Here is a 14,620-nt window from a genome sequence, read left to right as displayed (position 1 = left end):
TCATCGGAAGGTCCTTTTCACGAAAGGGAGTCACATGCGCCAGGTCAGCCGCACGCCCAATTCGCGCGGCGGGCTGTAGACCACGACCTGGCCATTCAGGTAGCCCACGGCGTCGTAGCGGCGGTTGGCGGCATTGCGCAGGTAGGCGGCGATTTCCCAGGACCCCTGGGCATAGCCGGCCGACAGGTTGAGCAGCCCGTAGCCGGGGCGGCGGTAGGCGTTGGCGGCGTCCAGGTAGACCTTGCCCGTGCCCTGCACGGCGGCCTGCGCCCACCAGCGGCCGGGCGCGTCGTAGCGCAGCGCCACATGGGCCGTCATGTCGGGCGCAAAGGGGTTGCGGCGGCCGTCGTAGACGGCGGCGCCGTCGCGGAAGCTGCCGAAGCGCGTGCGGTTCAGGCCCAGGGCTGTCTGCAATTGCCAGCCGCCGCCGAACACATAGTCGAGCTCGAAGTCCGCACCCGTGGAGCGCGCCCGCGCCGCATTGGTGATGTAGACCACGCCCGGCAGGCCCATCTGCTGTACCTGCATGTCGCGCACCTGCTGGGTGTAGACCGAGGCTGCGTAGCGCAGGCGCTGCCCCAGCAGCCGGCCCTTGGCGCCGATCTCCCAGGCGCGCACGGTCTCTGGCTCGTAGGCCGCATAGCCCATGGCCGGAGAGAACACGTTGAAGCCGCCCGCGCGGTAGCCCTCGCTGAGGCTGGTGTAGACCTGGCCCTGGGGCGACCACTGGTATTGCAGCGAGAGCTTGGGGCTCAAGCGCGACCAGTCGTCGCTGCGCGCCGCCGCGCCCACGGGGGCCAGTTCCACGCGGTTGCGCTCCACGCGCGCGCCGGCCGCCAGCGTCCAGCGCTCGGACAGCGGGACGGTCCAGTGCGTGAACAGCGCCGCCGTGCTGCCCTTGAGTCCGGCCGTGGGCCGCATCAGCGCGGTGGGCAGCTTTTGCTCGTAACGCAGGTCATGGTCGTCGCGGTCCAGGTACAGGCCGGCCAGCCAGCGCGCGTTCCACAGGCCTGCGGCCTCGCCCTCCAGGCGCAGTTCCTGCGAGGTCGTGGCCAGGCGGTAGTCGCGCCGCACGTGGAGCAGGTCGGCGTGCTGGAAGTCCGTGTCCTGCAGCACGCGGTCGTCGAAGACATTGCGTGCGGTGATGGAGCGCAGCCGCAGCCCCGAGGCAAAGCGGTGCGATACATCAAGCGACAGCGTCTGCCCGCGCGAGCGGTTCCAGCTGTCCGTGCCCGAGTTCACCGTGGCGCGCGGCGCGGCAATGCTGCCCCATTGCGCGGCGCCGTCGTCCCAGCGCTGCTGGGCGTAGCGCAGCGTGGCTTCGGTCTCGGCCGTGGGCGTCCAGCGCAGGGCCAGGCGGCCGCTGGCGCGCTCGCGGTCGTCCACGCGGGCGCCACTGCCCTGCTGGCGAATGAACCCGTCCTGCGCGCGCCACTCGCCCGACAGACCGATGTAGAGCTGGCCCGGCACCAGGGCGCGGCCCAGCTCGAAGCTGCCCGCGCGCTGGCCGTGGTTGCCGGCTTCGGCGCTGATCGACGCATGGGGCATGTCGCCGGGCTGGCGCGTGACGATGCTGACCACGCCCGCTTCGGCATTGCGGCCGTACAGCGTCGATTGGGGGCCGCGCAGCACTTCCACGCGGTCCACGCCCTGCAGGTTGTGCTCGAAGCCCTGGGCCATCAGCGTGGGTACGCCATCGACCAGCAGCAGCGTGGACGAGGAGAACGACACGAAGTTGGCCGTCAGCCAGCGCATCACGGGCGGCTGCACGCCCGACTGGCCGAAGGCCTGGAAGCTGAAGCCCGGCACCTGGGCGGACAGCGCGTCCAGCCCGCGCACGCCGGCCGCCTCCAGCGCCGCGCCATCGAAGACGGAGACGCTGGCGGGCACGGCGTCCAGGCTCTCGGCCTGCTTGTTCACCGTGACCGTGATCTCGGGCAGGGTGGCTTCGGGCGCCTGGCCCTGGGCCGCCACCGTGAATGGGGCCAGGGCCAGCGCGGCTGGCCAGCGAAGGGGGAATGTCATGGCTTTCTCGTCCTCTCCAAAGGGCATCTCTGTGGTTTTCGATGCTATGGAGAATGAGAATGGATATCATTTGAAAACGTATGCGCGACGGAGCATTTCCTATGCGAAGCGCGCATCCGTTCCTCTCACATGACCTCCCGCATCCCTTCCTCGCTTGCCTTGCCCCAGCCCTGTGCGCCGGGCTGGACGCGGCATGCCCTGCCCGCCGAGCTGGGCGACTGCCATGCGGAGCGCTTCACGCTGGGCGACGGCATCGTGCTGGCGCGCTCGCACTACTGCCCGCTGCGCGACCTGGTGGAGGAAAGCGTGCAGGCCGATGCCTCGGACCAGGGCCGCACCCTGGTCATCACGCTGGGGCTGGCCGGGCAATCGGGCTTTGTGGCGCGCACGGGCGCGGCGCTGCGCTTCGGCGCGGGGCAGACCACGCTGGCAGTCTTTCGCGGCAGCCAGGGCGAGCGCCGCTATGCGGCCGGCCAGACCGTGCGCCAGCTGCGCCTGCTGCTGTCGGGCGCGGCGCTGGACCGCTATCTGGGGCCCGAACTCTCACAGCGCCTGACCCGGGTGGACGGCGCGGCCCGTGTACGGGCCTTGGACCACCGCGCCAGCCTGCCGGCCAGCCTGGCGCTGGCGCGGCGCCTGGCCCAGCCGCCCGGGCACCAGCCCACCGATGCGCTGGACCGCCACATCGCCATGCTGAGCCTGGCCGCGCTGGAGCTGCGGCATCTCGCGCCTGCGCCGCAGCCGGCCAAGGCGGCACTGCGCTGGTCGGCCGACGAACTGGCCCGGCTGGAGCAGGCGCGCGAACTGCTGTCCACCCAGATGGACCGCGCGCTGACCCTGGCCTACCTGAGCGCCGCCGTGGGCCTGGGCGAGCACCGGCTCAAGCAGGGCTTTCGCGCCGTCTTCGGCACCACGCCCCAGGCCCTTCTGCTGGAGCTGCGCATGCGCCGCGCCTGGGCGCTGCTGGAGACCGGCTGCCAGGTCGCCCAGGCCGGCTGGCAGGTGGGCTATGCCCATCCGTCGAACTTCAGTGCGGCATTTGCGCGGTTCTACGGGCGCAGCCCGAAGTCCGTTTTTGGCCGCCGCTCCTGATCTGCGTCAAGCCTTTTTGCCCTCGATAGTTCTTTGGAACTAGGCCTGCCTGCGCGCTCCTAGTTCTTCCGCCTTGTCCGAGCGTACGGCTGGCGGATGTGCGGCGCACCCCTTGCGCGAGACCATGGAAGCCATAGCCCCCACGAGGAAAACAAAATGGCAAACCAAGCGCCCGCCGCACAGGGCGATCCCCGAAAAAAACCAGGCCCAGGCACACGCCACGACCGCCAGGCCTGGTCGGTCCTGGCCGTCAGCACCCTGGCCTTCACCGTCTGCTTCATGGTCTGGATGATGTTCGGCATCATCGGCATCCCCATCAAGAAGATGCTGGATCTGAACGCCACGCAGTTCGGCCTGCTCACGGCCATGCCCGTGCTCACGGGCTCGCTGGTGCGCGTGCCGCTGGGCATCTGGACTGACCGCTTCGGCGGGCGCATCGTGATGGCGGTGCTGATGGCCGTCACCGTGCCTGCGATCTGGGTGATGGGCTATGCCACCGAGTACTGGCACTTCCTGACCATCGGCCTGTTCGTGGGCCTGGCGGGCGGCTCGTTCTCGGTGGGCACGCCCTATGTGGCGCGCTGGTTTCCCAAGGAGCGCCAGGGCATGGCCATGGGCATCTATGGCGCGGGCAACTCGGGCGCGGCGGTCAACAAGTTCGTGGCGCCGGTGATCCTGGTGGCCTTCGGCTGGGCCGCCGTGCCGCATGCCTATGCGGCCATCATGCTGGGCGCGCTGGTGTTGTTCTGGCTGTTCAGCCACAGCGACCCGGCCCACCTGGTGCCCAGCAACGTGCGCTTCAGCGACCAGTTGAAGGCGCTCAAGGACCCGCGCGTGCTCAAGTACTGCCAGTACTACAGCATCGTCTTCGGCGGCTATGTGGCGCTGAGCCTGTGGATGGTGCAGTACTACGTGGGCGAGTACGGCCTGGACATCCGCGTGGCGGCCCTGCTGGCGGCCTGCTTTTCGCTGCCGGGCGGCGTGCTGCGCGCCATCGGCGGCTGGCTGTCGGACAAGTACGGCGCGCACAGCGTGACCTGGTGGGTGCTGTGGGTGTGCTGGATCTGCCTGTTCCTGCTGTCCTATCCGCAGACGGATTTCACGGTGCTCACCACCGAGGGCAGCACCCGCTTTCACCTGGGCCTGAACGTCTATGCCTTCACCGCGCTGATGTTCGTGCTGGGCATTGCCATGGCCTTCGGCAAGGCCAGCGTCTTCAAGTACATCAGCGACGACTACCCCGGAAACATCGGCGCCATCAGCGGCATCGTGGGCCTGGCCGGCGGCATGGGCGGCTTCATCCTGCCCATCCTGTTCGGCGTGCTGCTGGACTGGACGGGCATCCGCTCCAGCGCCTTCATGCTGCTGTACGGCGTGGTCTGGGTGTCGCTGATCTGGATGTATTTCACCGAGGTGCGCCGCACCGACGTGCTCAACAGCCACGGCGGCCACAGCGATGTGCAGCCGGCCGCGCGCTGAACCGCAGGAGTTGCACATGCATGCGAACACCAAGACCGCCGCAAAGGCATCCGCGCGCAGCCGCCCCGGCAGCGTGCTGACCCTCTGGCGCCCCGAGGACAGGCAGTTCTGGGAGCGCGAGGGCGAGGCCATCGCCAGGATCAACCTCTGGATCTCGGTGCCCGCCCTGTTCCTGGCCTTTGCCATCTGGCAGGTCTGGAGCGTGGTGGCCGTGAACCTGCCCGCGCTGGGCTTCACCTACTCCACCAACCAGCTGTTCTGGCTGGCGGCCGCGCCCGCGCTGTCGGGCGCCACGCTGCGCATCTTCTATTCCTTCATGGTGCCGCTGATGGGCGGGCGCCGCTGGACGGCGCTGTCCACGGCCTCGCTGCTGATCCCGGCCATCGGCATCGGCTACGCCGTGCAGGACGCCAGCACCGGCTATCCGACCATGCTGATCCTGGCCCTGCTGTGCGGCCTGGGCGGGGGCAACTTCAGCTCCAGCATGGCCAACATCAGCTTCTTCTTTCCCAAGGAGCGCAAGGGCTCGGCCCTGGGCGTGAACGCGGGCCTGGGCAACCTGGGCGTGTCGGTGGTGCAGTTCCTGAGTCCGCTGGTGATCACGGCCGGCATCTTCGGCGTCTTCGGCGGCGATGCGCAGACCATCACCAAGGCCGGCGAGACCACCCGGGTCTGGGCGCAGAACGCGGCCTTCATCTGGGTGCCGTGGATCGCCATCGCCTCGCTGGCCGCCTGGTTCGGCATGAACGACATCGCCGACGCCAAGGCCAGCTTCGCGGCCCAGGCCGCCATCTTCCGGCGCAAGCACAACTGGGTGATGTGCCTGCTGTACCTGGGCACCTTCGGCTCGTTCATCGGCTTTGCCGCCGGCTTTCCGCTGCTGATCAAGAGCCAGTTCCCGGCGGTCAATCCGCTGGCCTATGCCTGGCTGGGCCCGCTGCTGGGCGCGCTGTCGCGGCCCTTCGGCGGCTGGCTGGCCGACAAGGCGGGCGGCGCGCGCGTGACGTTCTGGAACTTCCTCGTTATGGCCGTGGCCGTGGTGGGCGTGCTGTATTTCCTGCCCAAGGGCAGCGGCGGCTACGCGCTGGGCTTCGGCCCTGCCGAGGGCAGCTTCATGGGCTTCTTCCTGATGTTCCTGGTGCTGTTCCTGACCACGGGCATCGGCAACGGATCGACCTTCAGCATGATCCCGGCGATTTTCCTGGCCCTCAAGCAGCGCGAACTGGGCGCCCATCCCAGCGAGGAAGCGCAGGCCCATGCCCTCAAGGAGGGCAATACCGAAGGCGCGGCCGCCCTGGGCTTTGCGGGCGCGTTGGGAGCCTACGGCGGCTTCTTCATCCCCAAGAGCTACGGCAGCTCCATCGCCGCCACGGGCGGGCCCGAGCTGGCGCTGTGGGTGTTTGCCGCCTTCTATGTGCTGTGCGTGGGCGTGACCTGGTGGTACTACGCGCGCAGGAATGCCGAGATGCCCTGCTGAGCTGCGCGCCGCAGGCACTACAGCACCGAACAGCAACGCACCGCAACGAACAACAAGGAGTCCCGCGATGAGCCATTTTCTGGACAAGCTTTCCTACTTCTCCCTGCCCCGGCAGGAATTCTCCAACGGCCATGGCCAGGTGACGGGCGAGGACCGCACCTGGGAAGACGCCTACCGCGACCGCTGGGCGCATGACAAGGTGGTGCGCTCCACGCACGGCGTGAACTGCACGGGCTCGTGCTCGTGGAAGATCTACGTCAAGGGCGGCATCGTGACCTGGGAGACCCAGCAGACCGACTACCCGCGCACGCGTGCCGACCTGCCCAACCACGAGCCGCGCGGCTGCGCGCGCGGCGCCAGCTACAGCTGGTACCTGTACAGCGCCAACCGCGTCAAATACCCCATGGTGCGCGGCCGGCTGCTCAAGCACTGGCGCGCCGCCCTGGCCGTGGCCAGGAGCCCGGTCGATGCCTGGGCCGCCATCGTCGAGAACGCGGATGCGCGCAGCGAGTGGCAAAAGCAGCGCGGCCTGGGCGGCTTCGTGCGCAGCAGCTGGGACGAGGTCAACCGCATGATCGCGGCGGCCAACGTCTACACCATCAAGAAGCACGGGCCGGACCGCATCATCGGCTTCTCGCCGATTCCGGCCATGTCCATGATCTCGTATGCCGCAGGCAGCCGCTACCTGAGCCTGATCGGCGGCGTGTGCATGAGCTTCTACGACTGGTACTGCGACCTGCCGCCGGCCAGCCCCCAGACCTGGGGCGAGCAGACCGACGTGCCCGAGAGCGCCGACTGGTACAACTCCAACTTCATCATCGCCTGGGGCTCCAACGTGCCCCAGACGCGCACCCCCGACGCCCACTTCTTCACCGAGGTCCGCTACAAGGGCGCCAAGGTGGTGGCCGTCACGCCCGACTACTCCGAGGTCGCCAAGCTGGCCGACCTGTGGATGCACCCCAAGCAGGGCACGGATGCCGCCGTGGCCATGGCCATGGGCCACGTCATCCTCAAGGAGTTCTACTTCGGCGAGCGCGGCCGCACGGCCTATTTCGAGGACTATGCGCGCCGCTACACCGACCTGCCGCTGCTGATCCGCCTCAAGCGCCAGCAACTGCCCGACGGCCGCACGGCCCTGGTGCCCGAGCGCTATGTGCGCGCCAGCGACTTCGACGGCCACCTGGGCCAGGACAGCAACCCCGAATGGAAGACCGTGGCCTACGGCGAGGACGGCGGCGTGGCCCTGCCCAACGGCTCCATCGGCTTTCGCTGGGGCGAGGCCGGCCGCGCCGACGAGGGCCTGTGGAACCTCGAATCCAAGGAGGCGCGCACGGGCAACGACGTGCAGCTCAAGCTCTCGGTGCTGGACGGCCAGGGCGTGGACAGTGAAGTGGCCGACGTGGCCTTCCCCTACTTCGGCGGCCTGCAGTCGCCGGGCTTCGACGCCAACGAGCAGGGCACGGATGTGCTGCTGCGCCGCGTGCCCGTCTCGCGCATGGTGCTGGACGGCGAGGAGGCCATCGTGGCCACCGTGTTCGACCTGCTGGCGGGCAACTACGGCATCCACCGCGGCCTGGACGGCGAGGGCGCTGATGGCGGCTATGACGCCGATGCGCCCTACACCCCGGCCTGGCAGGAAAAGATCACCGGCGTGCCGCGTGACCAGGTGATCGCCATTGCGCGCCAGTTCGCCGACAACGCCGAGAAGACGCGCGGCAAGTCCATGGTCATCATCGGCGCGGCCATGAACCACTGGTACCACTGCGACATGAACTACCGCGGCATCATCAACATGCTGATGCTGTGCGGCTGCATAGGCCAGAGCGGCGGCGGCTGGGCGCACTACGTGGGCCAGGAAAAGCTGCGCCCGCAGACCGGCTGGACCGCGCTGGCCTTTGCGCTGGACTGGCTGCGCCCGCCGCGCCAGATGAACTCCACCAGCTTCTTCTACGCCCACACCGACCAGTGGCGCTACGAGAAGCTGGGCGTGGAAGAGGTGCTGTCCCCGCTGGCCGACCGCAGCCAGTACGGCGGCGCCATGATCGACTACAACGTGCGCGCCGAGCGCATGGGCTGGCTGCCCAGCGCGCCGCAGCTGCAGGCCAACCCGCTGCAGCTGGTGCGCGACGCCCAGGCCCAGGGCCTGGACGTGAAGGACCACGTGGTGCAGTCCCTGCAGGACGGCTCGCTGTCCATGAGCTGCGAGGACCCCGACCACCCGGCCAACTGGCCGCGCAACATGTTCGTGTGGCGCTCCAACATCCTGGGCAGCTCGGGCAAGGGTCATGAGTACTTCCTCAAGCACCTGCTGGGCACCACCCATGGCGTGCAAGGAAAAGATCTTGGAGAACAAGACCCCCCCCGATGCGCTGCGCGCCTCCCCCCAGGGGGCGGCCGGCTTGGGGCGGCCCGGCGCCGGCCATTCAGCCAAGCCGCAGGAAGTGCGCTGGCACGACAAGGCGCCTGAAGGCAAGCTGGACCTGCTGGTCACGCTGGACTTCCGCATGAGCACCACCTGCCTGTACTCGGACATCGTCCTGCCCACGGCCACCTGGTACGAGAAGAACGACCTCAACACCAGCGACATGCACCCCTTCATCCACCCGCTGTCGGCGGCCGTGGACCCGGCCTGGCAGGCCAGGAGCGACTGGGAGATCTACAAGGGCTTCGCCAAGTCCTTCAGCGAGGTCTGCGTGGGCCACCTGGGCGTGGAAAAGGACGTGGTGCTCACGCCGCTGATGCACGACACCCCTGCCGAGCTGGCCCAGCCCGATGGCGTGCGCGACTGGAAGAAGGGCGAGTGCGCCCTGATCCCCGGCAAGACCGCGCCGCAGATTGCCGTGGTCGAGCGCGACTATCCCAACCTCTACAAGCGCTTCACGGCCCTGGGCCCGCTGATGGACAGGCTGGGCAACGGCGGCAAGGGCATCGGCTGGAACACCCAGACCGAGGTGGAGCAGCTGGGCGAGCTCAACGGCCTGGTGCGCGAGGAAGGCGTGAGCCAGGGCCGCCCGCGCATCGTCACCGACATCGACGCCACCGAGGTGGTGATGATGCTGGCGCCCGAGACCAACGGCCACGTGGCCGTCAAGGCCTGGGAGGCGCTGTCGAAGCAGACGGGGCGCGAGCACGCCCACCTGGCCCTGCACCGCGAGGACGAGAAGATCCGCTTTCGCGACATCCAGGCCCAGCCGCGCAAGATCATCAGCTCGCCCACCTGGTCCGGCCTGGAAAGCGAGAAGGTCAGCTACAACGCCTGCTACACCAACGTGCATGAGCTGATCCCATGGCGCACCCTCACCGGCCGCCAGCAGTTCTACCAGGACCATCCGTGGATGCGCGACTTCGGCGAAGGCTTCGTCAGCTACCGCCCGCCCGTGCACATGAAGGCGCTGCAGGAAGTGCAGGGCCAAAAGCCCAACGGCCATCCCGAGATCGCGCTGAACTTCATCACGCCGCACCAGAAGTGGGGCATCCACTCCACCTATGGCGACAACCTGATGATGCTCACGCTGGCGCGTGGCGGCCCCATCGTCTGGCTCAGCGAGGACGACGCCAAGAGCGCCGGCATCGCCGACAACGACTGGGTGGAGCTGTACAACGCCAACGGCGCCATCGCGGCGCGGGCCGTGGTCAGCCAGCGCGTCAAGCCGGGCATGGTGATGATGTACCACGCGCAGGAGAAGACCATCAACACGCCGGGCTCGGAGATCACCGGCACGCGCGGCGGCATCCACAACTCGGTCACGCGCATCGTGCTCAAGCCCACCCACATGATCGGCGGCTACGCGCAGTACAGCTACGGCTTCAACTACTACGGAACCATCGGCACCAACCGTGACGAGTTCGTCCTGGTCCGAAAGATGCGCCGCATAGATTGGCTTGACGACGAAGCCGAGGCCGGCGCAGCCGCCCATGCCTGAACAACAAGGAGAAACACGATGAAAATCCGCGCACAGATCGGCATGGTGCTGAACCTGGACAAGTGCATCGGCTGCCACACCTGCTCCGTCACCTGCAAGAACGTCTGGACCAGCCGCCCCGGCGTCGAATACGCCTGGTTCAACAACGTCGAGACCAAGCCCGGCATCGGCTACCCGCGCGAGTGGGAAAACCAGGCCAAGTGGAACGGCGGCTGGATGCGCCGCACGGACGGCTCCATCGCGCCCCGCCAGGGCGGCAAGTGGAGCCTGTTGATGCGCATCTTCGCCAACCCCAACCTGCCCCAGATCGACGACTACTACGAACCCTTCACCTACGACTACGAGCACCTGCAGTCGGCCAGGGAAAGCAAGGCCGCGCCCACGGCGCGCGCGCGCAGCCTGATCTCGGGCCAGCGCATGGAGAAGATCGAATGGGGTCCGAACTGGGAGGAAATCCTGGGCGGCGAATTCAGCAAGCGCAGCCATGACGTGAACTTCGAGCAGATCCAGAAGGACATCTACGGCCAGTTCGAGAACACCTTCATGATGTACCTGCCGCGCCTGTGCGAGCACTGCCTGAACCCGGCCTGCGTGGCGTCCTGCCCCTCGGGATCGATCTACAAGCGCGAGGAGGACGGCATCGTCCTCATCGACCAGGACAAGTGCCGCGGCTGGCGCATGTGCGTCTCGGGCTGCCCCTACAAGAAGATCTACTACAACTGGCAAAGCGGCAAGGCCGAAAAATGCATCTTCTGCTACCCGCGCATCGAGGCCGGCCAGCCCACCGTCTGCTCCGAAACCTGCGTGGGCCGCATCCGCTACCTGGGCGTGCTGCTGTACGACGCCGACCGCATCGAGGAAGCGGCCAGCGTGGAGCGCGACCGCGACCTCTACCAGGCGCAGCTGGACATCTTCCTGGACCCCAATGATCCCGAGGTCATCCGCCAGGCCCGCATCGACGGCATCCCCGACGCCTGGATCGAGGCCGCCCAGTCCAGCCCCGTCTACAAGATGGCCGTGGACTGGAAGGTGGCCCTGCCGCTGCACCCCGAGTACCGCACCCTGCCCATGGTCTGGTATGTGCCGCCGCTGTCGCCCATCACCTCGGCGGCGAACGCCGGGCACATAGGTCGCAGCACCATCAATGGCGACCTGCCCGATGTCTCGCAACTGCGCATCCCCGTGCAGTACCTGGCCAACCTGCTCACCGCCGGCGACACCACGCCCGTGGTGCGCGCGCTGGAGCGCATGCTGGCCATGCGCGCCTACCAGCGCAGCAAGCACGTGGACCAGGAACAGAACCTGGCCGTGCTCCAGTACGCGGGACTGACGGTGCACGAGGTCGAGGACATGTACCAGACCATGGCGATCGCCAACTACGAGGACCGCTTCGTCATCCCCTCGGCCCACCGCGAATACGCCGAAAGCGCGTTCGATTTGCGCGGCGGCTGCGGCTTCTCGTTCGGCAACGGCTGCTCCGATGGCAGCACCGACGCCAGCCTGTTCGGCGGCAAGAAGCCGCGCACCATCCCCATCCGCGCGCAAATGTGAGGACTGCCGCCATGTTCAATCACAACACCTCCACCCCCGTGCGCCTGACGCTGCGCGCGCTGGCATGCCTCATCGGCTACCCCGGCGCCGAGCTGCGCGCCCTGCTGCCGGGCCTGATCGACGCCCTGCGCCTGGAGCAATCCGTGGCGCCCGCGCGGCTGCGCGAGTTGCAGCAGCTGGCCGAGCAGCTGCAGGCCATGGACCCCTTCGAGGCCGAGGCCCGCTACGTGGACACCTTCGACCGGGGCCACCAGACCTCGCTGCACCTGTTCGAGCATGTGCACGGCGACTCGGCCGACCGGGGCCCGGCGCTGATCGACCTGCAGCAGACCTACGAGCGCGCGGGCCTGGCCTTCGAGGCCGACGAGTTGCCCGACCACCTGGCCGTGGTGCTGGAGTTCGCCTCCACCCAGCCGCCGGCCATCGCCCGTGAATTTCTGGGCGAGATGGCCCACATCCTCAACGCCCTGTTCACGGCGCTGGCGCGGCGCGACAGCCCCTACGCCAGCGTGATCGCGGCCGTGCTGGAGATCACCGGCCACAGGGCCGAGCGCGTGGAAATCCGCCCCGAGCCCGCCATGGACGAGGCCTGGGCCGAACCCGCCGCCTTCGACGGCTGCAGCAGCCAGGGCAAATCCCGTCCCGGCGCCGAGCAGCCCGTGCATTTCGTGCGCCGCACTGCGGCGCCCCAAGCCCAAGGACCCCGCCAAAGGAGCCTGACATGACCCCCTCCTGGATAGACCACCTGCTCTTCGGCCTCTACCCCTACATCTGCCTGGCCGTGTTCTTCATAGCCAGCTGGCTGCGCTTCGACCGCGACCAGTACACCTGGAAGAGCGACTCCTCGCAGCTGCTGCGCAGCGGCAGCCTGCGCTGGGGCAGCAACCTGTTCCACATCGGCGTGCTGTTCCTGTTCTTCGGCCACACCGTGGGCATGCTCACGCCGCACTTCGTCTACGAGCCCTTCATGGCCGCAGGCGCCAAGCAGCTGCTGGCCATGGTCAGCGGCGGCATCGCGGGCACGCTGGGCTTCATCGGCCTCACCATCTTGCTGCACCGCCGGCTGTCGGACGTGCGCATCCGCGCCAACTCCAGGTTCAGCGACATCGCCATCCTCTGGCTGCTGTGGCTGCAGCTGCTGCTGGGCCTGGCCACCATCCCGCTGTCTGCAAAGCACATGGACGGCTCCATGATGATGGCCCTGGCCGAATGGGCGCAGCGCATCGTCACCTTCCGTGGCGGCGCGGCCGAACTGCTGGCCGAGGCCGGCTGGGTGTTCAAGGCCCACATGTTCCTGGGCATGAGCATCTTCCTGGTCTTCCCCTTCACGCGCCTGGTCCACGTCTGGAGCGGCTTCGGCACCCTGGTCTACCTGCTGCGCCCCTACCAGCTGGTGCGCTCGCGCCGCCTGGGCCTGCCCGCATCGTCGGCACGCCGTGACGCCAAGCCCGGCCATTGAGGAGATCGACATGGAACATGGATGCAACGGATCGGGCGGCGGCCACTGCGGCTGCGCGTCTTCAACCCCTTCTTCTTCTACTTCTTCTGCCCCGATGGGGGATCTCCCGGCGATTCCCGAAGTGCCGGCCTTCCAGCCCGTGGGCGAGGCCGGTGCCGAGGTGGCCCGCATCAACAACACGCCGCTGCACGCACCCGGACAGCGCCCGCCCGAGCGCGAACTGCGCCAGCGCGCCTGCACCGAGCTACTGCGCCAGGCGGCCCAGCGCGAAGGCCTGCTGGGCGCCGATGATGCGGCCGGCGACGACGGCGTCATCAGCGAGCGCGCCTCCCAGGCCATAGAGCAGCTGCTGGAGCAATCGCTGCACCTGCCCGAGCCCGGCGAGGATGCCTGCCGCCGCCACTTCGATGCCAACCCCGCGCGCTTCGCCCAGGGCGAGCGCGTGCGCCTGCGCCACGTGCTGTTTGCCGTCACGCCCGGCGTGGACGTGCGTGCCCTCACCCAGCGGGCCGAGGCCCTGCTGATCGAGCTGCGCTGCGCCGACGACGGCGGCCTGCGCTTCGCCGAGGCTGCGCGCCGATGGTCCAACTGCCCCAGCGGCCAGCATGGCGGCGAACTGGGCTGGCTGGGCCGCAGCGACTGCGCGCCCGAATTCGCGCGCGATGTCTTTGCCTCGCAGGAAATCGGCGTGCTGCCGCGCCTGGTGCACAGCCGCTTCGGCCTGCATGTGGTCGAGGTCTGCGCGCGCGAGGCGGGCGTTCTGCCCGACTGGCAGCAGGCGCGCCCGGCCGTCGCCCAGGCCCTGCACCAGCAGACCTGGGTGAGCGCGCTCCACCAGTACCTGCAACTGCTGGCCGGCCAGTGCGAGGTGGTGGGCGTGCGCATTGCTGCGGCCGACTCGCCGCTGGTGCAATAGCCGGGGAAGTGCCCATGCCCGACGATGAACTGCTGCTGCGCCTGCGGCGCTTCCACGAGCACGCCTTCCCGCAGTACCGCGCGCAGTTCCGCACCCTGGTCGAAGAGGGCCAGCATCCCACCACGCTGTTCATCGGCTGCTCGGACTCGCGCCTCGTGCCCTACCTGCTCACGGGGGCGCCGCCGGGCGAGCTGTTCCTGGTGCGCAACGTGGGCGCCTTCGTGCCGCCGTACGACGGATCGCACGGCCACCACGGCACGGCGGCGGCCATCGAATTCGCCGTGCTCAACCTGCAGGTCAGCCGCATCGTGGTCTGCGGCCACAGCCACTGCGGAGCCATCAAGGCCCTGTATGGAGAAGTCTCGCCCGAGGCGCGCAACCTGCAGCGCTGGCTGGACCTGGGCCGCGAGGCCGTGCTGCCCGTGCAGGCCGGCCCCGAGGCGCTGCGCCGCACCGAGCAGCGCGCCGTCGTACTGCAGCTCGAACGCTTGATGGACTATCCCATGGTGAGATCGCGGGTAGAGACGCACCAGCTCAGCCTGCACGGCTGGCACTATGTCATCGAGGACGGCGAAGTCCACGTCTTCGATGTCCAGACCGGCCGCTTTGTTGCGGCATCTCAAGCTCCGCACAGCGGCACCGGGCCGTACCCGCCCTACGTGGAGCATGATGGACAAGTGCTTGTCGACTGAGGCCCG

At 68.4% G+C, this 14,620-nt stretch carries 10 protein-coding genes and 1 pseudogene; 10 read left to right on the top strand and 1 reads right to left on the bottom strand.

The annotated features are described in order from the left end of the window. Window positions 1-30 precede the first annotated feature (30 nt). On the bottom strand, window positions 31-2,025 hold the full coding sequence (locus tag ACFPFG_RS15530) for a TonB-dependent receptor (RefSeq protein WP_380107306.1): 1,995 nt from the start codon (window positions 2,023-2,025) through the stop codon (window positions 31-33). A gap of 129 nt (window positions 2,026-2,154) precedes the next feature. Here ACFPFG_RS15530 and ACFPFG_RS15525 point away from each other — a divergent pair, with 129 nt between their 5' ends. From ACFPFG_RS15525 to ACFPFG_RS15480, 10 genes and pseudogenes are all read left to right on the top strand, one after another. Beyond that, the gene (locus ACFPFG_RS15525) at window positions 2,155-3,117 is read left to right on the top strand and encodes a helix-turn-helix transcriptional regulator (protein WP_183020294.1); all 963 of its coding nucleotides are present in this window, start codon (window positions 2,155-2,157) and stop codon (window positions 3,115-3,117) included. A 156-nt stretch (window positions 3,118-3,273) separates the two neighbouring features. Then, complete coding sequence (locus tag ACFPFG_RS15520; RefSeq protein WP_197953708.1) at window positions 3,274-4,596, top strand: MFS transporter; 1,323 nt, start codon at window positions 3,274-3,276, stop codon at window positions 4,594-4,596. A 16-nt stretch (window positions 4,597-4,612) separates the two neighbouring features. Then, complete coding sequence (locus ACFPFG_RS15515; protein WP_063328024.1) at window positions 4,613-6,073, top strand: MFS transporter; 1,461 nt, start codon at window positions 4,613-4,615, stop codon at window positions 6,071-6,073. A gap of 67 nt (window positions 6,074-6,140) precedes the next feature. After that, window positions 6,141-8,424 (top strand): annotated as a pseudogene (locus ACFPFG_RS15510) (nitrate reductase subunit alpha); the annotation flags it as partial. Then, window positions 8,416-9,996, top strand: a complete 1,581-nt coding sequence (locus ACFPFG_RS15505) for a molybdopterin dinucleotide binding domain-containing protein (protein ID WP_380107303.1) — start codon at window positions 8,416-8,418, stop codon at window positions 9,994-9,996. The pseudogene ACFPFG_RS15510 and the gene ACFPFG_RS15505, both read left to right, overlap by 9 nt. Before the next feature lie 18 nt (window positions 9,997-10,014). After that, a complete protein-coding gene (narH, locus tag ACFPFG_RS15500) occupies window positions 10,015-11,547 on the top strand; it encodes a nitrate reductase subunit beta (RefSeq protein WP_380107301.1) in 1,533 nt (510 codons plus the stop codon). An 11-nt stretch (window positions 11,548-11,558) separates the two neighbouring features. Further along, entirely contained in the window at window positions 11,559-12,272 is a 714-nt protein-coding gene (gene narJ, locus ACFPFG_RS15495; protein ID WP_047326399.1) for a nitrate reductase molybdenum cofactor assembly chaperone, read from the top strand. Next, on the top strand, window positions 12,269-13,006 hold the full coding sequence (gene narI / locus ACFPFG_RS15490) for a respiratory nitrate reductase subunit gamma (protein WP_197953701.1): 738 nt from the start codon (window positions 12,269-12,271) through the stop codon (window positions 13,004-13,006). Before narJ ends, narI begins: the two co-directional genes overlap by 4 nt. A 94-nt stretch (window positions 13,007-13,100) precedes the next feature. Then, window positions 13,101-13,922, top strand: coding sequence for a peptidylprolyl isomerase (locus tag ACFPFG_RS15485; protein ID WP_197953699.1), 822 nt, complete (start codon window positions 13,101-13,103; stop codon window positions 13,920-13,922). 14 nt (window positions 13,923-13,936) lie between these two features. Beyond that, window positions 13,937-14,614 (top strand): carbonic anhydrase, encoded by a 678-nt coding sequence (locus ACFPFG_RS15480; protein ID WP_183020301.1) that lies wholly within the window; start codon window positions 13,937-13,939, stop codon window positions 14,612-14,614. The last annotated feature ends 6 nt before the right edge of the window (window positions 14,615-14,620 follow it).

Source organism: Delftia deserti (assembly GCF_042653485.1).
Classification (GTDB): Bacteria; Pseudomonadota; Gammaproteobacteria; order Burkholderiales; family Burkholderiaceae_C; genus Comamonas; species Comamonas acidovorans.
The sequence above is the reverse complement of the archived record's forward strand: the minus strand, read 5'-3'. Positions and strand labels throughout refer to the sequence as shown.

What these genes read in the sequence shown, in the direction of transcription:
- ACFPFG_RS15530 (WP_380107306.1), bottom strand. Translation starts at nt 2,025, where the DNA reads ATGACATTCCCCCTTCGCTGGCCAGCCGCGCTGGCCCTGGCCCCATTC.
- ACFPFG_RS15525 (WP_183020294.1), top strand. Translation starts at nt 2,155, where the DNA reads ATGACCTCCCGCATCCCTTCCTCGCTTGCCTTGCCCCAGCCCTGTGCG.
- ACFPFG_RS15520 (WP_197953708.1), top strand. Translation starts at nt 3,274, where the DNA reads ATGGCAAACCAAGCGCCCGCCGCACAGGGCGATCCCCGAAAAAAACCA.
- ACFPFG_RS15515 (WP_063328024.1), top strand. Translation starts at nt 4,613, where the DNA reads ATGCATGCGAACACCAAGACCGCCGCAAAGGCATCCGCGCGCAGCCGC.
- narH (WP_380107301.1), top strand. Translation starts at nt 10,015, where the DNA reads ATGAAAATCCGCGCACAGATCGGCATGGTGCTGAACCTGGACAAGTGC.
- narJ (WP_047326399.1), top strand. Translation starts at nt 11,559, where the DNA reads ATGTTCAATCACAACACCTCCACCCCCGTGCGCCTGACGCTGCGCGCG.
- narI (WP_197953701.1), top strand. Translation starts at nt 12,269, where the DNA reads ATGACCCCCTCCTGGATAGACCACCTGCTCTTCGGCCTCTACCCCTAC.
- ACFPFG_RS15485 (WP_197953699.1), top strand. Translation starts at nt 13,101, where the DNA reads ATGGGGGATCTCCCGGCGATTCCCGAAGTGCCGGCCTTCCAGCCCGTG.
- ACFPFG_RS15480 (WP_183020301.1), top strand. Translation starts at nt 13,937, where the DNA reads ATGCCCGACGATGAACTGCTGCTGCGCCTGCGGCGCTTCCACGAGCAC.